This window comes from Iodobacter violaceini (assembly GCF_011601265.1).
GTDB classification, from domain to species: Bacteria; Pseudomonadota; Gammaproteobacteria; order Burkholderiales; family Chitinibacteraceae; genus Iodobacter; species Iodobacter violaceini.
Window position 1 is genome coordinate 263,042 of the sequence record NZ_JAAOLX010000003.1, and the last position, 25,125, is coordinate 288,166.

22 protein-coding genes are annotated in these 25,125 nt (G+C 41.2%); all 22 read right to left on the minus strand.

Annotated features, from left to right (window positions below):
• Positions 1 to 48: 48 nt before the first annotated feature.
• A complete protein-coding gene (locus tag HA050_RS07310) occupies positions 49 to 1,383 on the minus strand; it encodes a UDP-glucose dehydrogenase family protein (protein WP_166824020.1) in 1,335 nt (444 codons plus the stop codon).
• A gap of 19 nt (positions 1,384 to 1,402) precedes the next feature.
• The gene (locus HA050_RS07315; RefSeq protein WP_166824023.1) at positions 1,403 to 2,188 is read right to left on the minus strand and encodes a WecB/TagA/CpsF family glycosyltransferase; all 786 of its coding nucleotides are present in this window, start codon (positions 2,186 to 2,188) and stop codon (positions 1,403 to 1,405) included.
• A complete protein-coding gene (locus HA050_RS07320) occupies positions 2,176 to 3,330 on the minus strand; it encodes a glycosyltransferase family 4 protein (RefSeq protein ID WP_166824026.1) in 1,155 nt (384 codons plus the stop codon). The genes HA050_RS07315 and HA050_RS07320 overlap by 13 nt, the downstream gene beginning before the upstream one ends.
• Before the next feature lie 106 nt (positions 3,331 to 3,436).
• Positions 3,437 to 4,612: a glycosyltransferase gene (locus HA050_RS07325; protein ID WP_166824029.1), complete on the minus strand. Its 1,176-nt coding sequence runs from the start codon at positions 4,610 to 4,612 to the stop codon at positions 3,437 to 3,439.
• The gene (locus HA050_RS22460; RefSeq protein ID WP_166824032.1) at positions 4,612 to 5,811 is read right to left on the minus strand and encodes a glycosyltransferase family 4 protein; all 1,200 of its coding nucleotides are present in this window, start codon (positions 5,809 to 5,811) and stop codon (positions 4,612 to 4,614) included. Before HA050_RS22460 ends, HA050_RS07325 begins: the two co-directional genes overlap by 1 nt.
• Positions 5,811 to 6,524 carry a polysaccharide deacetylase family protein gene (locus tag HA050_RS07335; protein ID WP_166824035.1) on the minus strand — a complete coding sequence of 238 codons (714 nt, stop codon included), beginning with the start codon at positions 6,522 to 6,524 and terminating at the stop codon, positions 5,811 to 5,813. The genes HA050_RS22460 and HA050_RS07335 overlap by 1 nt, the downstream gene beginning before the upstream one ends.
• Before the next feature lie 25 nt (positions 6,525 to 6,549).
• Complete coding sequence (locus HA050_RS07340; RefSeq protein WP_166824038.1) at positions 6,550 to 7,761, minus strand: EpsG family protein; 1,212 nt, start codon at positions 7,759 to 7,761, stop codon at positions 6,550 to 6,552.
• A 45-nt stretch (positions 7,762 to 7,806) separates the two neighbouring features.
• Positions 7,807 to 8,664 carry a glycosyltransferase family 2 protein gene (locus HA050_RS07345; RefSeq protein ID WP_166824041.1) on the minus strand — a complete coding sequence of 286 codons (858 nt, stop codon included), beginning with the start codon at positions 8,662 to 8,664 and terminating at the stop codon, positions 7,807 to 7,809.
• Between the two features lie 30 nt (positions 8,665 to 8,694).
• On the minus strand, positions 8,695 to 10,707 hold the full coding sequence (locus HA050_RS07350; RefSeq protein WP_166824043.1) for a right-handed parallel beta-helix repeat-containing protein: 2,013 nt from the start codon (positions 10,705 to 10,707) through the stop codon (positions 8,695 to 8,697).
• Between the two features lie 46 nt (positions 10,708 to 10,753).
• Positions 10,754 to 11,845 (minus strand): glycosyltransferase, encoded by a 1,092-nt coding sequence (locus HA050_RS07355; RefSeq protein ID WP_166824045.1) that lies wholly within the window; start codon positions 11,843 to 11,845, stop codon positions 10,754 to 10,756.
• Positions 11,842 to 13,032: a glycosyltransferase family 4 protein gene (locus tag HA050_RS07360; protein WP_166824047.1), complete on the minus strand. Its 1,191-nt coding sequence runs from the start codon at positions 13,030 to 13,032 to the stop codon at positions 11,842 to 11,844. Before HA050_RS07360 ends, HA050_RS07355 begins: the two co-directional genes overlap by 4 nt.
• Positions 13,033 to 13,041: 9 nt before the next feature.
• Positions 13,042 to 14,511 carry an oligosaccharide flippase family protein gene (locus tag HA050_RS07365; RefSeq protein ID WP_166824049.1) on the minus strand — a complete coding sequence of 490 codons (1,470 nt, stop codon included), beginning with the start codon at positions 14,509 to 14,511 and terminating at the stop codon, positions 13,042 to 13,044.
• Positions 14,512 to 14,530: 19 nt separating this feature from the next.
• The gene (locus HA050_RS07370) at positions 14,531 to 15,502 is read right to left on the minus strand and encodes a GDP-L-fucose synthase family protein (RefSeq protein ID WP_166824051.1); all 972 of its coding nucleotides are present in this window, start codon (positions 15,500 to 15,502) and stop codon (positions 14,531 to 14,533) included.
• Positions 15,503 to 15,557: 55 nt separating this feature from the next.
• Positions 15,558 to 16,685 carry a GDP-mannose 4,6-dehydratase gene (gmd, locus tag HA050_RS07375; RefSeq protein ID WP_166824053.1) on the minus strand — a complete coding sequence of 376 codons (1,128 nt, stop codon included), beginning with the start codon at positions 16,683 to 16,685 and terminating at the stop codon, positions 15,558 to 15,560.
• A 24-nt stretch (positions 16,686 to 16,709) separates the two neighbouring features.
• Positions 16,710 to 17,381 carry an exosortase-associated protein EpsI, B-type gene (gene epsI, locus HA050_RS07380; RefSeq protein ID WP_166824055.1) on the minus strand — a complete coding sequence of 224 codons (672 nt, stop codon included), beginning with the start codon at positions 17,379 to 17,381 and terminating at the stop codon, positions 16,710 to 16,712.
• Positions 17,381 to 18,256, minus strand: coding sequence for an exosortase B (gene xrtB, locus HA050_RS07385; RefSeq protein ID WP_166824057.1), 876 nt, complete (start codon positions 18,254 to 18,256; stop codon positions 17,381 to 17,383). Before xrtB ends, epsI begins: the two co-directional genes overlap by 1 nt.
• A 3-nt stretch (positions 18,257 to 18,259) precedes the next feature.
• Positions 18,260 to 19,114: a polysaccharide biosynthesis tyrosine autokinase gene (locus HA050_RS07390; protein ID WP_166824059.1), complete on the minus strand. Its 855-nt coding sequence runs from the start codon at positions 19,112 to 19,114 to the stop codon at positions 18,260 to 18,262.
• Entirely contained in the window at positions 19,111 to 20,508 is a 1,398-nt protein-coding gene (gene epsF, locus HA050_RS07395; protein WP_166824061.1) for a chain length determinant protein EpsF, read from the minus strand. Before epsF ends, HA050_RS07390 begins: the two co-directional genes overlap by 4 nt.
• A gap of 106 nt (positions 20,509 to 20,614) precedes the next feature.
• Positions 20,615 to 21,400 (minus strand): SLBB domain-containing protein, encoded by a 786-nt coding sequence (locus tag HA050_RS07400; RefSeq protein ID WP_166824063.1) that lies wholly within the window; start codon positions 21,398 to 21,400, stop codon positions 20,615 to 20,617.
• Positions 21,400 to 22,293 (minus strand): EpsD family peptidyl-prolyl cis-trans isomerase, encoded by an 894-nt coding sequence (locus tag HA050_RS07405; protein WP_166824065.1) that lies wholly within the window; start codon positions 22,291 to 22,293, stop codon positions 21,400 to 21,402. The genes HA050_RS07400 and HA050_RS07405 overlap by 1 nt, the downstream gene beginning before the upstream one ends.
• A gap of 34 nt (positions 22,294 to 22,327) precedes the next feature.
• Positions 22,328 to 23,779: an undecaprenyl-phosphate glucose phosphotransferase gene (locus tag HA050_RS07410; protein WP_166824067.1), complete on the minus strand. Its 1,452-nt coding sequence runs from the start codon at positions 23,777 to 23,779 to the stop codon at positions 22,328 to 22,330.
• A 168-nt stretch (positions 23,780 to 23,947) separates the two neighbouring features.
• Complete coding sequence (locus tag HA050_RS07415; protein ID WP_166824069.1) at positions 23,948 to 25,120, minus strand: outer membrane beta-barrel protein; 1,173 nt, start codon at positions 25,118 to 25,120, stop codon at positions 23,948 to 23,950.
• Positions 25,121 to 25,125 lie beyond the last annotated feature (5 nt).

Below are 25,125 nucleotides of genomic sequence, written 5' to 3' on the forward strand. Positions count from 1 at the left end.
GCCCAATAAAACTGTACTCAATCTTTATTGGGCTTCACTAAGGCCAGTTTAAATTGTTACTTGCTGACGGCCAATCGGGTAATACTCAAAGCCTTCTTTTTGCATACGCTTTGGATCAAATAAATTCCGGCCATCAAAAACCAATGAGTTTTTTAGCTGGGCCTTAACTTCAGTAAAATCAGGGCTGCGGAACGCTTTCCATTCTGTCACAATCACTAAGGCATCAGCACCAGGTAATACTGCCATTGGGCTGTCCCCGTAGCTTAATCCTTTCCAGTCAGGCATCACACGCTGCGCTTCATGAATAGACACAGGATCATGCGCTGCCACTGTTGCACCATGATTCAGCAAATACTCAATAATCACCCGGCTTGGCGCATCGCGCATATCATCGGTATTTGGCTTAAAAGCAAGGCCCCATAAAGCAAAATGCTTGCCTTGAAGATCATTGCCAAAACGCTTCACAATTTTATCAACCAGCACCGATTTTTGCGCCAGATTGGCTTTCTCTACCGCATCCAATACTTTCAGGCTGATGCCGTGCTCTTCTGCCGTGCGCTGCAAAGCCTGCACATCTTTAGGAAAACAAGAACCGCCGTAACCTACACCGGGGTATAAAAAGTGGTAACCAATGCGCGGATCAGAACCGATCCCTTTACGCACCAGCTCGATATCAGCTCCCATCACCTCGGATAAATTAGCTAATTCATTCATAAATGAAATACGCGTGGCCAGCATGGCATTGGCTGCATATTTGGTCATTTCAGCCGAGCGCACATCCATAAATAAAATACGATCATGATTACGCACAAATGGCGCGTATAAAGAGCTCATTAAATCTTTAGCAGTATCATCATCAGTACCAATCACAATACGATCTGGGCGCATAAAGTCTTCAATCGCAGCGCCTTCTTTCAAAAACTCCGGATTAGATACAATCGCAAAACTGGTCTGCTCACCGCGCTGCTGCAGCTCATCATAAATGGCCGCACGCACTTTATCTCCCGTCCCAACCGGCACGGTAGATTTATCCACAATCACCTTATAGCCATTCATATAACGGCCAATGCTCCGCGCTGCGGCCACTACATATTTTAAATCTGCCGAGCCATCTTCATCCGGCGGCGTACCAACAGCAATAAACTGAATCGTACCGTGGTCTACCGATTCTTTAATATCGGTGGTAAAACGCAAACGCCCTGCTGACACATTGCGCTTAATCATTTCCTCAAGGCCCGGCTCAAAAATCGGCACCCCGCCTTCCTGCAAAATCCGAATCTTATTTGCATCCACATCCAAACACACTACGTCGTTGCCATACTCAGCCAGACATGTTCCTGTAACCAAACCCACATAACCCGAACCAATAACGGTAATTTTCATTATAAAAACACTCCCACAATTAATAATCTTTATGAATCAGCTGCCCAATCGCTTTAACAATAAAAAGGGTATTTGTTACTAAATAACGTTTCCACAAGCGCCGCGGCTCTGTGCACAGGCGATGCAGCCATTCTAAACCTGAATTTTGCATCCACAGGGGCGCACGAACAACCGTCCCCGCGTGGTAATCAAAAGCGGCCCCCACGCCAATCATCACGCCCATCACTTTTCCACGCTGCGCGGCCATCCACTTCTCTTGCTTGGGGCAACCTAAACTAACCCAGACAACACCCGCTCCGGAATCATTAATCTCTTTGATTATATTGACTTCTTCCTGAGGAAATAACGCACGAAAAGGAGGAGAATAAGTCCCTGCAATTTTTAAATGAGGAAATTGCTCTGTCAATCGCAGCTGCAAAGCGCTTAAAGTCTCTTCACGCGAACCATACAAATAAACAGAAGGCCAGTCAGCAGACTTATTGGCCTCGGCACAATATTTCCACATTAAATCAGGACCGTTAATCCTTTGCTGCTGAGTGTAACCTAATTTTCTCATTAACCAGGCAACCGGTGCTCCGTCCGATGTTGCCATATCCGCATTTTTAATAACATTACAAAAATCAATATCGCTGCTTGCCGTCACCACAGAATGCGCATTGCATATGCAAATATACCTGGAGTCACGCTTATTGCCCCAAACTTTAATTTTATGTAATGCAAGATCCCAATCAATCACATCAATAAATGCACCAAGCACAGACACCGTTTTTCTGGCAAACGTAAAATTTATTTCTACTTCTGACATGAAAGTAACGCCTCGTCATAGATATTCATCAATATTTCATAATTTTTTTCAGGCGTATATTCAGCTAAATACCTTGCGCGTGCATTACGTCCCATTTTAGCCATAGCATCAGGGTGAGCTTTTGCCCAGCTCATCTTTTCTGCCAGATCACTGGCATCACCCGCATTAAACAACAACCCAGTTACCCCATCCTCAACTAAATGACAAAGAGATCCAAGGCGGCTGGCAATAACAGGCAGGCCGCTTGAATAGGCCTCAACAAGAGTCATAGGCATATTTTCATAACAAATACTGGGCAAAACCAAGGCCAGGCACGATTGCATCAGCAGCCTGACATCCTGCTGAGATAATGCGCCCAATAAAGAAAGATGATTTATATTTTCTAAATAAATCCGCTCGTCGCCATCGCCCACAATATTTAAAAAACCATGCTGGTCAGGATTAAAAGCACTGGCAAAAATCCTGGCTCCTTTCTCAACAGAAAGCCTGCCAACATATAAAAAACCATCGCGAGGCTTAGCCGTTAATCCCCAGTCTTCTGCAAAATTAGGCTTAATAAAAATATTATCCGCACGCATACCACCCTGAATATATTTAGTTTTACTAAAATGATTCAAAGCAATAAATGCATCCACTTTTTTCCGATAGGTGCCCAGCGCACGATGAGCAAGCAGTACACCAGTCAGCGCAGCCGTCTGAGTGAATGATTGCCTGTAACAGCGATGCAAAATGCCACGCCATGGGATTTTTCCTAAACAATCTTCACAAATTTTGCCCTTACGTAAAAAAGTAGCCTGAGGACAAAACAAACGGAAATTATGCAAAGTCTGAACGACCGCAACTTTTGAATGATGCGCCGCCCAAAAAACAGAAGGAGAAACCAGAGGAAGAGTATTATGAACATGAACAATATCAGGCTTAAATTCTTTAATCTTAGCGCTAATATCCGAATAAGATTTTTTGGAATAAACAGCCTGAGAAAGAAGGCTCATTTTTGATTGCCCAACAATATCATCATTATGGCGTAAATAGACTTCAACCTGGTTGCCAAATTTTCTGAGCAATGCAGCTTCATTGGCAACGACCGAGTCTTCACCTCCTTTTTGCTGATAAATATTATGCACAATCAAAATCTTTCTCATTCGTTCTCGCAAAAAAAATCAAACATAACATCAGAGCATTTCATTAATATAAATATCATTTAATACACAATATTTTAGCTGAAAAAACCTATTTTCTTAGAAAATATCAGACAGGAAGCAGTAAATGCCTGGATTTCATGTCTGCAATGGCTTCTTTGTATATGCCAAGAAGCAAATTAATATTTACTTCAGCACTATAAGAACTCAGGTATTTCTTTCTGGCGTTGTTTCCCATTTCCAGCATCAAATCAGGGTGATCAGCTGCCCACTGCATTTTTTTTGCTAAATCAGCAGAATCACCAACATTAAATAACAGCCCCGTCACCCCCTCTTCGACCAGCTCTGCCAAAGCACCAATTCTGCTTGCAATCACAGGCAGGCCATTCATATAAGCCTCAATCAGAGTCATGGGCATATTCTCGTACCAAATGCTTGGCAAAATCAGAGCAATGCTTCTTTGCATTTCAGAGCGAACAGCCCCGGCGGATAAAATGCCAAGCTGCTTAATCGCCGGATACTTTGCCAGCAGATACGAATCTTCCCCTCCGCCAGCTACACTTAACTGGCCATGCAACTGATGATAAAAAGCGCCGGCTAAAACATGCAGCCCTTTTTCAGGCGAAAGACGACCAACAAATAAAAATCCATTACGCTTAACAGCAGCAGGGTTTATGTCCGGTATAAAATTCGGTTTAACACGTATTTTTTCAGCAGGTAAACCACCTTCAATAAATTTATTTTTGCAAAATGAATTCAAAGCAATATAACGGCTTACATTTTTCTTATATGTTCCAATGCCACGATGCAAATGAAGCATTCCTGAAACAACAGCAGACTGAGAAAAAGAAGAACGATAACAACGGTGAATAACACTACGCCAGGTATTACGTCCAATACAGCGCTCACAGATATTTCCCTTACGTAAAAACATAGCCTGCGGGCATAATAAACGGAAGTTATGCAGAGTTTGCACTACGGGAATTTTGAATTTAGCGGCAACCCAATACAATGAAGGCGAAATTAAAGACAAAGTGTTATGAACATGAATCACATCAGGCTTAAAACGCTGCAGTAAAATATTTAATTCGCAGTAGGTTTTACCGGACCAAACAGCCTGTTGAAAAATAGAAAGCCGGCTTAACCCGGATAATTCATCATTATGCCGGGAATAAAGCTCTGCCTGATGCCCATATGACCTCAGCAAAGCAAGCTCATTTTCAACAACTGAATCCTCCCCTCCTCTTTGCTGATAAGAATTATGAACAAGCAAAATACGCAACATTAATCCAATTTCCTGTAAACCGGTTTGTGCAGACAATTCATGATTCCATCAGCAAAGTTTTTTGCCATATTCTCTACACTAAATTCTCTGGAGCTTTGCACACAAGCAGCTTTCATTGCCGTTAATTTATTACTGTCGCGCAACAAATCAACCACAGCCCCCACGTAGTCTGGCAGTGAATTAATGGCAACAATGCCATTTACCCCATGATTAAGATAAACAAATTCAGGGCTATGCAGACCACAATCGGTGGTTAATACCGGAGCAGCACCTACAAACGAATCTAAAATACTTAAACCAATTAAACCAGGATTCAGCATTACATCGGCCACAGCCAAAATTTCAGCTTTTGCCTCCTCTTTCATCAAACCCACATATTTTGCCCATGGATATTGGACACAAAAGGCTTCAACTAAATGCCGCTGAACACCATCGCCAGCAATAATCATTTCAAAATCTTCAATTTCTTTTTTAATTAAAACCAGGGCGTCCAATAGAAAATCAATGCGCTTTTCATGGTAAAAAGACCCCATAAAAACACCTGTCCTGCTGCCATACAGCCCTAATCTTTTTTTTATGGATTGAATATCATCAATCGCATTAATATGCTGAGTAAGCTTATGGGTATCAATCGAGTTATTGATAATGGTAATTCTATCTTCAGGAAAGCCAAACCCGGTAATAAGCGGCCGGCTCATCGATGTATATGCAAACCACCAGTCTGCTTTTTTTGCCGCACGGCGTTTAAATTTTTCCCGCAAGCTATTTGCATTTCCTTGCAAATTAGCGCCATGGCCCAGCAAAGCAAACTTTATTTTCGTATAAAAATACTGAAATAAAAGATTAAAAACCAGCTTGTTTTCATGGCTGCAAATAACTAAATCAGCCCCATTTAACTGGTGATGAAATGGCTGCCAGCATATTTTTCCACCCAAAAAATAGTGATTAGGTAAAGACTCTGCCCAGGCCAAAACACCTGAATCATTCTTAAGCAGCTCTTCCTGATTCGGCAAACCATGCAGTACACGTAAATTGCAGCCCCTGCTTAATAGCTCAAGCCTTAATGCTTCAAAAAATGGGACGCGATAGTGTGGCAAGCGCCTCTGTACAAAGAGGACCGTTGGAAAATCATTATTAAAATTTTTATTTGTCATGATTTTATGGTGAAAAAGCAAAGATGAATAATGCTGATTAAACACTAACTTTTTAGCTGATGAGCTTCAAATAAAGTTAAAGCCTGAATAGGATAATGCTCTGTCAGCTTAAAAAAAGACTCAAGTTTGCCCCATAAATCATACTCATCCAGCTCCCAGCTATGCCCCCACAGATGAAAAACAGAAGAATGATGATGAGCGGCAGCAAGCTGTGCATCCATAAAACGCATAAACTCTTTCTCTCTCCAGCGCATCCTGACAATATTTAATTTTGATATACGCGGATATTTTATTGCGTTTTTAGCCAATACAAATGCACTGTGCGGATAAAACTGGAAACTAGTCGGCATAAGCCAGGCTGATTTGCCTAAATCAAAACACAAATTTTCAACCGTTCTGGCATAGTCAAAACCAGCAGCCTTCACAGCATGAATCGTACGCGAATCAAAAACGCCACCCGGATAGCAAAAACCATTAATGGCATGCCCCAGATCATCTTCAATCGCTGCTTTACCGGCACAAATTTCATGTTTTAAAACATCAGCAGCCAAACCATTTAAATAGCAATGCGTAAGCGTATGGCCGCCAATTTCAAAATTCTGATTCAGCCGCCTTAGCTGCTCTTTTGCTAAAACTTCACGGCCTTCTTTATTGGAAGCCGGTACAAAAAATGTACCCTTTAAATTATATTTACACAGCATATCCGCAAGGCGCAGGTCTGAGGGATGACCATCATCCCAGGATGTTAAAAACAACATAAAGCCCCCCGCACAAAGCAAAGAATCAAAAAAGAAACATCCAGGATTGAATGGACCTGTTAACAAAAGAATAAATAGTTAAAGGAAACCCCAGGTCAGAGGATGAAATTCTGTAATTAGTATAAAAACCGCCCAGTAATAAAATAAAAACAGAAAGGGCATTAAAATAAATAAACGACACCATACGGCTTAACACAACGACAATAAAAAAAGCACGAAACCACTCAACATAAAAATACATTCGCAGCAAAGGCAAAGGCTCAGGAGAAACCCCCAGCAAAAACCCCATATAAGATGCAACAAAAATATAAAAAATACTTTTTACAACTGACTGCAGTTTAATCGAGTATACAGAAAATAAGAATGAGAATAATAAAATTGCATCATAGAGATAAACCAGCGGGTTAACCGTACCATCGCCCTTACCCGCATTATCCTCGCTGATAAAATAGCCGGACTTTACATAAAACAAGCCCATTAAGAGAGAAACAACAAATGCAAAAAGCCAGCTGCTCCTGAATGGAACCCTGGATAATAAATAAGACAATGAGAAAATGCCCAATACAATAGCAGCTGACTGATGCGTGAATACGGAAAGAACTAAAAAAAATATTGCAGAACGTTTATTGCTGGTCAGTAATAAAACCATGCCACAAAACAATAATACTGAAGCCATTTCCTGGCGAACAAGGTGCAAAACCAGACTGGGCGTAACACTCAGCAGAACAGCGGCAATCACTACAATATTTTGCTGCCAGGAAATAACAGAGAAGTATTTGCTTAATTTAAATAATGAAAAAGTAAACACACTATAAAAAATTGTTGATATCACCAGGGCCAATGCAGTGACATTAGCCCCGCTGGCTCTCGATAAAACAAATGACAAAAAATAGTATACAGGCTCAGTATATTTAATAGTAAAAGGCCCGTAAGCATGGCCATAATAAGATAAAAAATCGATCGACAGCAGGGCACGGTAATGTTGCGTATACCAATTCCAGTCACCTGAAACAGGTTTAAAAAAGATGATCATTGAATAAAAAGAAAGAAAAATAAATATCAGAATAGAAATTCTGACCTTATCACTTTCAAACACCAGCGATAAAAAAAACAACGCCGCTAAAACAGACAAGAAAGGGGAAAAATAATAGAAAAACAAAACTGAAAAAAACATCACAGTTACATTTAATATTTCAGTTGTTTTTAAATGTTTCCATTTATTTATAAGAAATTCCATTAACCGCCTTCCAAACCCTGCACAGATTAATCACAAGCACTCAGTTTATTTAGGTGAAGATTTAAAAATCTGCCCCCAGAATTTGATATACGGCCATATAAAATAAAGAGGAGCTAATATACCGCCATGCTTAAATGTAAAATGAAGCCATGATTTTGGAGGCAGCTCTTTCCGGCTTAACATCTTATCCCAGCGTGTCAGCAGCCCCAGTGATGCGTCTTTAGATGTGCCCTTATCCGAATTTTGGCCGCATATCCCTACAATTTCAGGGGCAGTAAAAATCTTTATTCCCAGCTTTTTAGCCGTTAAAGCATAATCAATATCGCCCATTGCATGCTCATATTTAATATCTAAATTACCAATTTTTTGCACATCTGCTCTGGCAATTAAAACGGCATTGCCATTCATTGCATCGCATTCTATTGATGCGTGCTCCTGGTAGACTCTCTGATATGAAAATTTTCTGAATGAGCTGATACTTTTCAAACCGCCATATGAAACATCACTTCCATCTGAAGTTGTACAGCCGACGATGATTCCACTGTTACCATATTTATTTTTTAATTCAATACCTGCACTACACATTACTTTTAAAGCATTTTCATTTAAATCAGTATCATCATTTAGCCACAAAATATGCTCAAATTCTTCTTTTACCGCCTCTGTGACGGCTAAAGCCATACCACGGCACCAGTATAAATTTCCACTGCCCCGAATAACTCTGACCCAGCTATAGGATTGCTCAATCGCCTGAGCCGTGCCATCGGTACTTGCATCATCCACCAAAACTGCACTGTATGTCAGCCCTGCCGCTTTTGCTGCGCGCTCAAAAAATGCTAAAGAATTAATTGTTTTTTCTTTTCTGTTAAAAGAGGTAAGCACTGCAATAACATCAACACTCATTATTTATCTCAATAAATTCAACGTAAAGAGTCAGTATGTGCCTGGAATTAAAGTGAGGTCGCCCTGATAAAAACCCTTCTTAATAGCAGGAGATACAGGAGACAAAATATAATCCAGCGGATTGTTGTTTTGAAGAATACTGTTATTTAAAAAAACAACATCGCTCTCTCTGTAAAATTCACTCATAACAATACCTGAGCGTGCATCAGGGGAAATATCTGCATTAGCAAAACCAAGCACAATATTTCTATTAGCAACATTATACTTTGGCTTGCCAAACTCATCTTGCAATATATTTTTTAAATTAACATATCGCTCAGTATAAGGGGACTGATTATAAGGGACTGCAGTCAGTGTCCTTAATTGCTCAGCCGTAGGCTTACTGCCCAGCCCCCTTGCATCCAGATGAATTGGAGGGGCACTATTGATAAATAAATTATCCTCTACGATATTGTCGCGGCCACCGCCAATAAAAACAGCTTGTGGAACATTTAAAAAAGTATTTTTTACAACAAATATTCCACTGACAAGATCATCTAAATATACCCCTTTTACCTCAAACTGCTTATTCACCGGGCCAATACGGGTGAAAAAATTATTGCTGATGATTGTCCCTCTGGAAGTTAAATCCTGCCCGGTATAAATAGCACCAGCATCACTGGTATCCAGAACTACATCAGAAATATAGTTATTCTCGATCAGATGATCATTACCAAGAAAGAAAATTGCAGAATGCGATCCTTCAGAAATAGAGTTGGCAGATACAATTTGCCCAACCCCCCCCAGAGATACCGCATAACGATAAGATTGCCCAAAACGGTTAAAATTTTTGATCTGCGAGCTTTTAACAAAATTACCACCTGCCTCTAAAGTCTGACGATTCCCCCCCCCCAAAGACACAGCACCTTCTCCTGTGTCATTAATTTTGGAATTAATCAAACCCGATTTAACAGAATTTCTGAAAACAAAAGCCGTATTACCCGTTAATTTGGTTGTTGTCCGGTCAAAAATAACTTGCGAGCAAGCTTCGCACACCACCGCATCGCCCCTTGATTTTTCAAAATTAATACCTGTTACACTGACAAAACCAGAATTAGTAATTGTAAATAAATTTTCTGCAACTGAAACTTCAACATTTTCCAGATTGGCATTTTCAGGAGGAATAAAATAAATAACACCAGTATCTGCGGTTAAATACCATTCGCTGTAATTATCCAGTTCATAAATTGCATTTTCTACAAAAACTCTTTGCCCGCCAATAATTCCATACAGAGCCCCTTTTCCGCCAAGCTCTATCATGCCGTTTACAATATCAATTTTTTTGACAGGTAAAGTTTCAGACGCCCAGTCATATTGCCAGTATGCAAAAACATTCATAAGCGGCTCTTTTAGCCATCTTGAAAGTCTTTGCCCCTCAATTGAAAAATGAGTTTTATCCGCTGCAGGAATAAGACGCGAGCGGATAGTTTTTGAAAACCCCTTATCAGGCCAGCGGGCAAGTGTCATTGGCTTATTATCAATAAACAGCTCAGTTGTTACAGGCCGGGTTGGCCAACCAAAACCTTTCTCCCGGACAGGGGCTGTATTTGGCAATATATTTTTAACCACAGCCGCAAAAACTTTTTTATCCATCCCGGCTTGGAAGCGTGAATCAGCACGGGTATCAACAGGGTAAAATTTTGATATTTTTTGTGCGCCAGAAATAACTACATTTCCAGAGGCAGTAATCGATAAAGAATTAGCCTCAGATTTTGCCGGCCAGACAATATTTAATGCTTTATTTAAACGGTAAATACCTTCACTGAACTCAATATTAACCGAAGCATTTTCTTTAATAATCATTTCAAAAAAATATGGATTTGAAATTAATTTATCTAAATCATTAAAATAAACAGAGCACTCCTGGTGATACTCAAAATTACAAGCCGGAATGCTCATATTTTTGCTTTCGGCATCCTGAACAAGCAACATTTTCATCTCAGCACCAGCGAAACTGGCTGACTGAAAAAAATATAAACAGATAGCAAATAAAATATACTTCATCAGACCACCTGCATTTATGTAAGATACACTTCAATAAAACAGACGATTACACGGCTTTATAGAGAGCCGAGTAAGCTGAAACCCCTTTTTCTACAGAAAAGTGCTTTGCAGCTATATCATGATAAGCAGCTGCACTTAATTTATACATATCTCTGTTATTAATAAATTTATCAATCACAATATGTAAGTTTTCAGCATAGGCGTCTGTATATAACAAATCAGGAAAAAATGATTTAAAATCCGACAAGCCAGGGCAATCACTAAAAACTGACGGCAAATTAGTTGAAAGCGCTTCTAATGCAGCGATTCCAAACCCTTCAAACCTGGAGGGCATCACATAAAAATCAGCAGCGTGCAATGCGGTTAAAGGGTCCTGCCTGCCTGCAAATATCACTTTTTTATTAATTCCCAGTTTTTCTGTCAGAAATTTTTCATTTCCGTCTTCAGCTTCATGACCAATATGAAGATATTTTAATTTATCAAACGATAATCTGGCGATTGCATGTAAAACTGCTTCATGATTTTTTGCATATGCACAATTACCGACACTGACCATTACAATATCATCATCATCCAGGCCAAATGCTGCACGGGCAAGGTTTTTTTCCTGTACCGAGGGTACTTTAAAATAATCTAAAGCGGCCCAATTATAAATCAGCTTCGTTTCAATTCCGAATCGCTGAAACTCATTTTTAGCAACGCTGTCAGAAATTGACACAAACTGAACGCCTAGCTGGCTTAAGTGCTTCCGCTGAAATTTTCTTTTAAGAAGTAATAATCCATCAAATATAAAATTACTGTGCACTGTTCTTATTATTTTCTTTTTCAGCGTCAATAGCGAAAGTATTGTCCAATAACTTGCGCCTTCTGCATGCTGATGAATCACATCATACTTTCCATCACGAACAAATTGATTCAGTTTTAAAAAAAAGCCGGGCCGCTTATTATTATGGATATGAAAAACACCGTAGCCTGCATTTTTTAATTGTGGAGCATAGCTGCCAATATTTTCACCTGTGGCCAGAATGTCGCATTCAATGCCCAAATCAGCCCAATAGGGGGCGGCATGCAAGAGCATTGTTTCTGCGCCAGAAGGCTTTAGCTCATTGAGAATATGCAGAACACGTTTATTTTTCATTTAAAGGCCACTATCTTTTTATATTGCTCTATATACTGTTTTGTTACTGCCTGCACTGAAAAATAATTCTTTGCCCTTCTCAGCCCTGCATCAGCACAATACTGGTATTTTTCTTTATCACTTAATAAATAGTTAAGTGCCTTTAATATTTCATCCACACTTTGCACATCCGCTAATATGCCGGCCTCTTCAACAACCCAAGGCACTGCCCCGCTATTTTTTCCGGCAACAACAGGCACGCCAACGGCCATTGCTTCAGCTAAAGTCATACCAAAAGATTCTTCTAGTGATGGGTGCAGTAAAATCGTAAAGTTTTTAATTGCATCTTTAATGGCCTGATATGGCTGGGCACCAAAAAAGTGAAATGAATCAAGGCAATCATGTTGCTCAGCCCATTGCCAGGCGGCTTCTCCCTGCCCCATTCCAGGCCCGTATAAATGCATAGCGATATCTGGCCGTATTTTTTTAAGCGCTGATAATGCAGCCATTCCTGCGGCCGCATTTTTTAGCCTGGACCAGTTATTAATAATCATGCCGATGACTATTTCTGTTTTTTCTGCGGCAGCCGCCGTAAACAAATCTGCAGGCAATGGGTTTGGAATAACAGCAATGCTTGCACGATGCATCCAGCTGATTTTTTCCACAATATATGGAGAAACAGCTGAAAGATATTTTGCCCGCATTAAAACACGGTGGGCCATCAGCAATCGTCCAAGCCGGTACAGATCAGGCATTAATCTTAAAATTTGCCATGGCGCATCATGGCAAGTAATCAGCACCGGAATATTTGAATTTTGTGCCGCCCATGCAAATTCATATGTCCAGTGAGCATGCAAAATATCCACACCGCTGGCCTGAATAGCTTTAAGCAGGCAACGGCGCTCCAGCGCAAATAAATCCAGCATTCGCCCATGTAATCCGCGATCTGATCTGAATCCTTTACGGCGTAAAGGAACCTGGTATAAAGAAAATTGCCCATGCTTTGTCAGTACAAACTCTGCAGCATTTGGATCTAAACCTGGCTCCGTTGTAAAGGCAGAAACCTGATATCCCAGATTAAGCAGCTCATCAATCAGGCTGATCAGCAGGGAAGAGCCCTGCATTTCTTTTGCTGCCTGCTCACTTGCATCAGGCAGCAAATAAGCAATATCTGCAAAAGATATAGGACCCACAATGCCTATATGCATAGCCATTTCCTATATAAACCGGTTTAAGAATTTGACTTTGCTCCTGGCAAGCAGGATACATGGCATATTTTTTATCAATGATATAAAGATGAACAATGAAAGAAGATACACCAGCACAAACCCCGAACCAGCAATCAGCACCCTGATTAATGGCGTAAAGCCTTCTGAAAGAAGCGATTTTATAAAGAATGAAAAAGCGCCACAAAATAATGAAACTGCAGCAATATAGCAGGTTAAGCGCAGGTTTAATGATGCTTTAATCTTTAATCTGGGCTGCAGAACGCGCGTAAAAATAAAAAACCTGATTGCTTCTGTGGTAAAAAATGAAGCGATTAAACCCTGCAGACCAAACTGAGGATACAGCAGCAGAAACATAAGCAGTAAAAACACAAACATCGACATTTGTATTTTCATCTTTACATTTATTTCACTTAATGAATCCAGAGTCATGCCGCAAATCTGATTTAAATATACAAAGCCGACAATGCAACTAAACCATGCCGTCACCATTCCGGCATATTGCCAGTTTTTCCCAAGCAGAATAAATACAATATCACTGGAAAAAACAGATATAAAGAAACCTACAGGAAACGCATAAATTCCGACGGCCAGAATACTTAATAAAAAATAATCAGCAATATCTGCCCCGGCATTTCTGGCCCTTGACATAATTGGAAACATTATTTTTGAATAAATATTGACGACATTCTGCACCGGCAGATGTGCAATAAGCTGGCCACGGTTATATTGTCCGGCAATAGAGTCGCCCAGCAATTTACCCACTAAAAGTGAATCTGAATTCAAAGAAAAAAACTCTACAAAACCAATCAGAGAATACTTTGAACCAAAAAGTAAAAAACTTTTGCAACGCTCAAAATCGATCGCTCGGATAACTGGGTGCCGGGTCAGCACATAAGATAAAATGGCACTCATCCAAATTTGTGTGCTGACTGCAGCAACTAAAGACCACACGCCCATACCCAGACAGGCCATTGATAAGCCAACCACACCATACGATACAATATAAGACACCGCATCGATAATCGATATCGCTTTAAACCGGGTTTCTCTTCGCAGCAAACTTTGCGCAACGACAGAAAAACCAGCCACAATAAAATTTAAAGCAAGGCATTGCAATACCAGAGTTAATTTTGGCATGGCAAAGAATGATGAAAATAATGGCGCCAGAAGCATGGCCAATAAAGAAAAAAACAAAGCTACACTCAATGAAACATAAAGCGCTGCAGCAATATCTTTATCGTCAATTTCCTGGCGCTGAATAATAGCCGGGCCAATACCCAGCTGAGCAAAATAGCTTAAAAACCTCAAGCCTATATTTGCAAGAGCAACTAATCCAAATGCGGCAGGATCAATTAATCTGGCTAAAACAGCCATAAATATAATTTGAAAGCCTGCCACTGCAACGGTCGAAGCGGTCCCCCAGCTCATTCCCAGCTTTACTTTATTTAAATCAGACATTAAATCTACCTTTAAAGTACTAAATGCCTGATCTGTTCATAAACTCTTGGTAAGCAATGGCTAAGCCTTGCTTAAATTTCATTTTATCTTTCCAGCCCATGCCATTTAAGCGGCTTACATCCTGCAATTTACGCATCGTGCCATCAGGCTTACTTGCATCAAATACCAACTCGCCCTTAAAGCCCACCACATCACAAATCGTGGTGGCTAATTCACGAATGGTCATATCTTCACCCGTGCCAATATTTATCAGGGGCGGGTGCTGATCATTTAATTGATTTTTATATTCAGCATCGGGCAAATTCAGTAAATATACACAGGCTTCAGCCATGTCTTCGCAATATAAAAATTCCCGGCGCGGTGTACCGCTGCCCCATACCATCATTTCTTTTGCGCCACTTTCTTTCGCTTCGTGTGCTTTACGAATAAGGGCAGGAATCACATGGCTGTTTTCCGGGTGGTAATTGTCCCCCGGGCCATAAAGATTGGTCGGCATAACGGCCAGATATTGGGTGCCATACTGGCGGTTGTAGCTCCAGCACATTTCAATACCAGCAATTTTAGCCAAGGCATAGGGTTGATTTGTTTGCTCTAAAGGCCCCGTCAAGAGATATTCTTCTTTAATCGGTTGCGGGCAATCTTTAGGGTAAATGCAGCTGGAGCCCAAAAACATCAGGCGGTTAACGCCATGCTGATAAGCAGCATGGATCACATTATTTTGTATCATTAAATTTTGATAAATAAAATCGCCACGATAAACATTATTAGCGTGAATACCGCCTACTTTTGCTGCAGCTAAAAATACAAAATCAGGTTTTTCTGCTGCAAAAAATGCGTCAACTGCAGCCTGATTGGTGAGGTCTAATTCTGCATGCGTGCGTGTAACAATATTGCTCAGCCCCTGCTTATTTAATTCACGCACAATAGCAGAGCCCACCATGCCACGATGGCCGGCAATATAGATTTTATGTTCAGGTGAAATATATGACATTTTATTTATTCAATTTATCAGGGTGAAAGGCCGGACATAATCGCCCGGATTAATTTTACTGCTCTGTAGAAACTGCTACAGAATAGCCATGTGTTTTAAGCAGAGCGTGCTGGCGTGCCTGCACTAAATCATGAGCGACCATTTCTTTAACCAATTCCGGCAAGGTTGTTTCTGGCGTCCAGCCTAATTTTTCTTTGGCTTTTGTCGGATCACCCAAGAGTGTTTCAACCTCTGCCGGGCGGAAATAGCGCGGGTCTACTTGCATAATGATATCGCCCACTTTTAAAGCCGGTGCTTTATCGCCTTCAATACTGGCAATAATGGCTTTTTCATCAACGCCATTTCCCTCAAAAGAAAGCGTCATTCCCAGCTCAGCTGCCGCCATGCGAATAAAATCGCGTACGCTGTATTGCACACCTGTGGCAATCACAAAATCATCCGGCGTGTCCTGCTGCAACATCATCCACTGCATTTTGACGTAATCACGGGCATGGCCCCAATCACGCAGAGAATCAATATTGCCCATAAACAGGCATTTTTCTAATCCCTGGGCGATATTAGCGAGACCACGGGTAATTTTGCGTGTTACGAATGTTTCGCCACGGCGCGGGCTTTCATGATTAAACAAAATACCATTACATGCATACATACCGTAGGCTTCGCGATAATTCACCACAATCCAATAGGCATACATCTTTGCCACGGCATAGGGGCTGCGCGGATGAAATGGCGTCGTTTCTTTTTGCGGAGTCTCTTGCACTAATCCATACAGCTCTGAAGTAGATGCCTGATAAAAACGGGTTTTCTTTTCCAGGCCTAAAAAGCGAATAGCTTCTAACAGGCGCAATGTACCCATTGCATCCACGTCAGCCGTATATTCAGGCGATTCAAAGCTCACTGCCACATGCGATTGCGCGCCAAGGTTATAAACCTCATCCGGCTGCACTTCCTGCAGAATGCGGGTTAAATTAGATGAATCGCTTAAATCACCGTAGTGCAATTTAAAGCTGTTATTGCCATGGTGCGGATCCTGGTAAATATGATCAACGCGCTGGGTATTAAACGACGAAGCGCGGCGTTTAATACCATGTACTTCATAGCCTTTTTCTAAAAGAAACTCAGCAAGATAAGAACCATCCTGGCCGGTAACGCCTGTAATCAGTGCAACTTTTTTTTGAGCCATCAAGAAAATCCCAGTCAGTATATTTCAATTAAATCCAAAATTTTTTCTATTCTTTTCAGAGATTGCTGCACCAAAACTCTTCAAGAAGACTTCCTGCTTTTTATATGCATCATCGACGTTTTCATCAATACTTGAAACACGAATGAGCATACCATCAGGGATATAGCCCTTAACCCCATAGGATAATTGATTCAATTTAAAGCTGGTTGTATTGTTTACCGCTTTTAATCCAACTGTCAGCCAGTAGGTGATGGGCTCTACCCTCTGGTTCTGCCTGGCAATTAAATGCCGGACAGGAATATCACCATATTGCGAGCTAAAAACAGCCTCTTTATTTTGTGAAATATTAAAACCCTGAGCGGGATAACAAACTTCAGGCCTGTGGACCTGTCTGCCGCCGTTATCTCTCTGATCCGGGCCATAGGCAATTGAGAGCATCATCCGCTCGCCCTTGCTGTTTACATAGGTGCGCATTAATAAATTTGAATACAGTTTACTTAAAGCCGCTTCAACATCAGGTGCCTGCACCAGTGCAACGGCTGCATCTTCTTTTTTCCATCCATCAAAGCTGAGCGGAATCATTTTCTCTAAATCAATATGATGAATATCCGCCATCACAATTCTGGGGGTAACTATATACGTAAAGAGTGCAGTTAAACCCATCAGGATAAAAAGGATAATTCTTTTGTTTACCATTATTTTGCGGCCTTTTTAACGAAGATCAGCCCTAGTAAAAAATCTGTTATAAAAAAAGCAATCAGAGCAACCGCAAAAACCACCATACCTGCAAAGCTATGTATAAAGCCCTGGCCTGCCGCATCGCCAAAATGATACGTCACCAATATTAAAATCATCACACGAATTACATTGGCTATAAATGCAATCGGCACAACACATAAAAACAGCACAATACCGCGCCAGCTAAAACCATATCCGCCAATGTGGATATATAACAAGCCCAGTGCAAACAGGCTGAATAAAGAATTCATGCCCGAGCATGCATCTGCAACTAACAGCTGGTATTGCCCTACCACCAGCATGACCCCTGAGCGGGCAACCGGATAATTGGCCGCATAAAGCAAAACCTCTGCCCAGTGCGATACCTGGCTTTTGAGCCCGCTGGTTAATGCATCAACCACTACGCCTGGTAGTGGAATTAAAAAAACAATAAATGAAATAGCAAAAAAATATTTTTTTAAAGCGGCACTTCCGGATATAAGTAAAATCAGCCCGCAGAGCATGGGAATAAAGGCCCCAACCTCAAACAACCAGATTTCCTGTGACCGGCCGAGAATATAAGACAAAGCCCCCGCAAAAAATATAATGGCACCCGCAATATTATTGCTTCGCACCTCTGCTGGCTGGCCTTCTGTATTGGTCTTATAGAAAAGCCACAGAATAATCGCCAGAATAAATGGGCCATGCCCCTGCTCGGGGGTTTGCCATAAATCCTGACTTAAATCTGCGATAGTAGGTATGCAAAGAATAGAAAAACCTAAGATAAGCAAATAATTCAGCCGGATAAATTGCACAATTGATTCCGGAATATAGCGGGCAAGCAAAGAACTCATCTTTTATGATCCTAATAAAACGCAGCCTAACACCTCGGCACCCGCCATTTCACACTGATCACGCAACTGAGCTAAATCTTTAAGTGATGTTTTATGACGTACTGCCACTAAAATAACGCCTTTTGTTCTTGCGGCCAGCAATTGCACATCGGCAGCTTTTGCGCTGGGTGGCGCATCATATAAAATCACATCATAAATAGATTCTAATTCGGCCGTAAACTCCCCCATATCCCCTTTTGATAATAACTCCTGGGGATTAGGTGCTTTAGTTCCTGCAGTTAATACGCTTAAATCCAATAAGCCCTCAACATGCTGAATAGCCGTTTGAATAGGCACGCGCCCTGCCAAAACTTCACTAAAGCCCTGACGGTTTTGCAGACCAAATAAATCATGCTGATGCGGCTGACGTAAATTTGCATCAACCAGTAATGTCTTTTCACCTAATTGCGAAAAAACAATGGCTAAATTTGCAATTAATTCGCCAGCGACTTCATCGCATGATGCAATTAAAACACTTTTATGCCCAAGGCTGATCCAGCGTAATAAAATCTGGCTGCGCAAACAGCGTACTTCTTCAACAATTTTATCAAAAGGATCATATGCGGCAACAAGGCTGGGGCTCAGCTTTGATTGCCCTTTTTGCAAATATGGATATGAAAATTGTAAGGCCAAAACCTGCTGAATATCGGCTTCGCTGATATAACCTAAACGAATTGCGGCCTCCCCAAAACGTATTCCTTCTTCTTTTTGCAAAAGAAGAACTTTCTCAGCCTGGGCGCTATCCAGCTTGCCGTTATCTAATAGTAGTTTTCCAATATTACTGCTTGAATTTGTTTTTTCAACCTGAGCAGCTATCATGCGGCATCTCCTGCAGTTGCTCTTCTTTTACCCTGGTATTGATTACCGAATAATTTTTTTGCATCTTCCTTGCCCAGCTCTGCCAATACATGCAGGCCTAAATAGCTTTCAATATCAACTTTAGTGCGTATTCTTCTGTTTAAAAATTCAAGCACTAATATTGATGCCACAGCAAGTAATGCACCTACAAAAACTGCCAGCAGCATATTCAATGAAGTTCGTGGCTTTGAATGAGTGAGTGGGGCAATTGCCGATTTCAAAATGGTGATATTACTTTGATCCGCGCGGCTTTCCAGCATGGTCTGGCTAAAGCGCTGCAGTGCCTGGTCGTAGCTGCGCTGAGCGTTATCCACATTGCGTTGCAATACATCGATATTGGCGCGGCCTGATTTAAGCTCCAGCACCCGCTCTTTTTGCGCTTTCATCGCCTGATTTAAAGCAGCTTGCCGTGATTGAGAATTCCCCGCCACACCGCTTAATCCGCCTGAATATTGCAGCATTAATTCATTCAGCTGATTCTGCGTTGCGGTGACTTCTGCTAAAGCCTGCCGGTAATGCGGATGATTAGGGCCATTCTTAACAGCCAGTTCTTTTAACTTTGCTTCCTGTGCAGAAAGCTGGCCTTTTAATTGCAAAATCAGAGGGTTATTTAATACATCAGGGGCCGTCTGCCCGCCACGGGCGCGTGCTTGTGCATCAAAAGTTTGTGCTTGCGCACCAACCAGCTGGCTGGATATTTCATTTAAGCGCTGCATTTCAATATCGAGCCGCTCATCCGTCGCTACAATGCCTTTTTCTTGCTGATACTCAGATAATTTTTGCTGCGTTTTTTCTAAATTAGCCTGCAATGTTTTTAACTGCTCTTGAAAGAAAATATTATTTTGCTGAGCAGATGCCATTTTAATATCGACCGTAGTCCTGATATAGGCCTGAGTAAAAGCATTAGCCAAAGCGGCTGCAAATTGGGGATCAGTTGCTGTGTAAGATAAATTAATCACATTACTTTCACGGCTGGGCTTTACTTCTAAACCTTTTAATAAAGACTCGGCAAACCAATTACGAATATCCCCCCTGCCTTTGGTGGCCTCCATAAATTGAGCCTGTGCTTCTGGCAATTTGGCCAGTCCCAAAGCATCCACAACTTTAAGCGCACCATTCTGACTGGCAATCATTTCAACTTGCGTTGCCATAAAACTAGGCGCTAAAAAGCCTGCAACCTGCTGGCCAGTAACAGGGTCTGTTGCTTTAACATCCACGGCCAGCGCGGCATCTGAAGTATATTGCTTCGGTAATAGAAAACTAATGACCAGAGTGGCCAAAATAATAGCGAAGAATATGCTGATACCTGTTATTTTTCTGGCTCGCAAAATATTGATAAATTGTTCAAGTGTCATATTAAATTAAGCTCTTTAATAATAAGTACATATTTGCTTTTGAATTCACGCCATTTACCCTGGCCAGTAATCGGTGGCGATTTTAAAATTGCGAAGAGCTGTTTCATTAAAAAAGACTTTCCTGAACGAAAATTGTGTCATTTTCCTGCAAAAAATCTGTCAGTTTTGCTTCTATCGTAGTCATTGCACCAAATTGATCCACCCGGTGAATTTCTAAATTACGCTGTGATGCACGGGGATTAAATCCGCCAGCCAGAGCCAGCCCCTGCATGACTGTCATTTTAGGCTCCATGCGAAATGCACCAGGGCGATTAACCTCACCATAGATATAAAATTGCTGAGCGCGCGGCACATAAATAACATCGCCATTAGCCACCGCCATATTGCGCTTTGTTTCATCAGATGATTTCATCGACTGGCTTAAGCTATATTCAATCCGGTCTGATCCGCGCAAAATCACGATGGTATCGCCGGCATTTGAATTCAGCCCCCCTGCAATCGCAATTAAATCAACGAGGCCAGTCGCACCTTCAAGTGCATAGCGGCCGGCCCGATTCACCTCACCAATCACCGCTATTCGCTGGCTGCGGTATTGAGAAATCATTACGCTAACATTAGGGTTATTTACAAATCCGCCTTTTTTTAAATTACCCGCAATAAGAGCCTCTGCCTCTGTGTACTGCAAGCCTAAAAGCTTGATATCGCCTAATAAAGGAAATGAAACAGCTCCCTTATCATTAAGCTGCAATTCAGTACTTAAATCGGGGTGATCATAGATACTTATTTTTACAATATCACCCGGCCCAAGGCGGTACTCTGCATTAGGCGCGGCCATTGCAAAAAAACTGATGAATAAACCCCAGACAAAGACAATTACTCGGGTAACTTTCATTATTTAAGTCCTTTCAATCCCGCTTTGATGCCATCATCAGCTGCTGCGGCAGGGCTGCTCGCGCCGGGTGCCTGCTCTGCAAATTTTTGTGTGTATTCAATTTTTGCAGCATCGCGCAATGCTTTAATTTTAATTTTAGCGTCGGTTTGCACTTTATCATTTTGCAAATAGCGCTGAATCAAAGGTGATGCGTTCTCTTTAGGCACCGGAGCTAAAATGCTTTCTTTTAATAAGAGCAAAACAACTTTATCGCCTTCCGGCATTGTGATGATATCGCCTGTTTTCATCGCTGAAAATTTTGGCAATAAAGTAAGAGGCAATTGCTCTGCGGTCCGTTTTACTTCGTTTTCACTGAACTTAATCTGTGCAGAGGTAAAAATACTTTTAACCTGCTGTGCATTACCCGCCTTATCCAGCTGCCTGGTTAAATCTTCGTTATATGATTTTTTATCTACGCTGAATACAATAAATTCGTAGTTTTTGCGCTCTGCAAAAAGGGCAGGATTATCATTATAAAATTTATCAATATCAGCCGGTTTTAAAGCCTCTGGCTTACCCAATACACGCTCTGCCGCGGCCTGAGCAAGAATCTGGCGTTTTGCTGATTCTATAGATTGCAAAACATTAGGCTCTCTGTCTAATTTAAGCTCGGTGGCTTTTTGCACCAGTAATTCCTGATCAATCAGCTGATCAAGCATCTGCTGTTTCATTGCCGGTGTTGCTGCCTGCACACGCCCCAGCAATGTATTTAACTGATGCACTGTAATTTCTGTTTTATTAACGGTTGCCAAGACCTGGCTTGGGGATTTCTTTTCCTCTTTATCACCACATCCTGCCAATAATGCTACAGCCGCAATCGTTAAAGCCAGTGGTTTCATTTTTGTTTTAAACACGGTGAATCCCCTAAGAATTATTGTGAGATGAATTTTAATATGCGTTTCTGTCACGGAAAATAACAGCAACCGTTAATATAATGATTTTTAAATCCAGCCAGACAGACCAATTACGCAGGTAGTCTAAATCATATTTAATTCTGTTTTGCATTTTTTCCAGGGTATCTGTCTCCCCTCTGAAACCATTCACCTGTGCCCAGCCAGTAATGCCAGGCTTTACTTTATGGCGGATCATATAACCTTTGATCAGTTTTCTGTATTGCTCATTATGAGCATTAGCATGCGGCCGCGGGCCAACGATGCTCATTTTTCCCTGCAATACATTAATAAACTGCGGCAACTCGTCTAATGACGATTTACGTAGAAAACTGCCAATTGGCGTTAAGCGCTGGTCGTTTTTGGTGGCCTGAACAACCTGATCGCCATCTTCCATTACAGTCATGGACCGGAATTTATAAACAAGCACGCTGTCGCCATTCTCACCATAACGGCGCTGCTTAAAAAATACAGGACCAGCTGAAGTTAGTTTTACAGCGATAGCAATCATAAACAAAACAGGCCAGATCACGGATAAAATAAGCAGTGACAATATAATATCGCTGATTCTTTTTATTACCCCATTCAGCCCCATAAACGGGCTCTCGCAAATGGCAACAATAGGCATTCCTGCCACGTTATCAAACCTGGCATTAATTAAATCGAAAACAAATAAATCCGGAATAAAATATATTGATGCAGTACTGTCTTTTAATTCATCAATTAACTCAAGTACTCTGGGCTGAGAGCTCATCGGCAAAGAAATAAATATTTTTTTTATTCCATGCTCTTTAATATACCTTGGAAGCATATCAAGGCAGCCTTTTAAGTGCTGAGCAGCACTTTTTGGTAAACGGCTGGTTGCCCTGTCATCAAAATATCCCATGAAATCCATTTTTAAAAATGGCTCATCATAAATATTTTTAACCAGAATCTGGCTGGGCTGATTAATTCCAACTACAACTACTTTGCTGCGTTCTGCATTTTCGCCCGAATCTACCCTTAATACATAAACCCGTATCGCCACATGAACCAGTATTAACACAAGTGGCGAAACAATAAACCAGGTAATAATAAATGGCGGATAATAATAATCTATAAACCCCGAAATCCTTCCGATAAGAACCAAAGCGACAACAACGGCCAGCCACTCGGTAATAAACCGCCCGAGACCCAGCCAGGATCTTGAATACCCCGGCATAAATAAAAACATACCATCCAGTAATAAGGCCGTGAGTAAAAAAGACAGTGTTGCAAGAACAAACTCATAACCATCCATCGCCACATTAAAAGGGACAGACAGTATGTATAGTGATGCTACAACAATAATTGGGTCAATAAAAAGCTTAAAAAAACTAATAAAAGGCGCTGCATTAGAAAATTCACGAAAACGATCCGCAAGCAAACTGGGCGCAGAAACAAGACTTGCTTCTAAAGTATTTTTATCCATATATTGATCGATATTTTTTACTGAATCATTCAAAATATTCAAAGCCTCTGGAGGCAAATAGTTTCAAATACATGCCAGTTTTAAAGCATAAATGATGCGCAAAAAAACGCTTCTTTTCACAAAAAAATTGTATTTTTCAGTGAAGCGCTACTTATTTTTTATCGCTGTTCAATAATCAAACCTCACATTCAGGCCTAACTGGTAGTCTTTATAATTACTATTGATCACTTCACTGTTTCTTTGCTCTGCCTGAGCATAGCCCGAAATGCTTAAAGGTTGCAGCGCTTTATAATTTAATCCAAGACGTAAGCTGTTGGTATTTTCATTTTTCTGTACATTGCCACTGGCCACTTCAAAACTGCGCTCACGCCGGTTGGCTTCAATATTCCAGTCCACCTTATCTGTCATCAGCCATTTTGCATTGGCATTAAAATGCTGATCTAAATTACGTCCGGCACCGCTGGTAAATTCTGAAAAACTTTGCCCATAGCCCAGTTTTAAAGTTGTTTTATCTGTAGCTTGCCATGTCAGCCCAAGATCCCATTGCGGCGTATTCTGGCTTTGATCGTTAAACGCAGAGACCCAGCGGCTCAGCCCCACTGAGGTGCTGAGCATCAGCTTATAACCTGGGGAATAACCCAGATCAATTGAGCTGGTTTGCTCGGTAAAACCAGCCCTGAAAGGTAAATCAATATCATAGGTGTATTTTCGCCAGCCATGCCGGATCGAAATATAATTACCCTTCGCTGTCTGATAACGCAGACCTAAACTTGCCGTATTATTTTTGGCATCTATATATTTTTTTAAATCATGCTCTTCGGTACTGATCCCCGCAGATGCAATAATTGCAATTGTGCTTTTTAATTGCAACACGCCTTGCCATGCAAGGCTATTCTGGCGCTGCATATCCAGCGCACTATTTCCTTCGCCCGCAAAAAGATTATCTTCAAAAGAGGACATTTTGCTTGCTGTTGTTGCACTAAGCTGTCCGCTGAAACGACTGCCTATAAACCAATCCCATGCCAGGCCGGCATTCCACTCCTGGTGATTAAGCTCGCTGAAATGATGATAATTAATCTGGCTAACGTCAGCATTTACATGCAATAACTGACGCGAAAGCTTTAAATCCAAACGGCCGCTTACTTTTGTTTCTACATTCAGGTCTGCTTTATGCCCATTTTTTCTGGTTTGTGTGTTTTCTGAATTTTCATCCAGCTTAAACAAATTACTATCAAACTGAGAGGCCAAATTGGCATTTAATTTTAATGTGTCTTCTGGCCCATAAGCAGCTTGTGCATAATCCAAAGAACACAAACCCAGCAGGCAAACGCGAAACCACATCACAA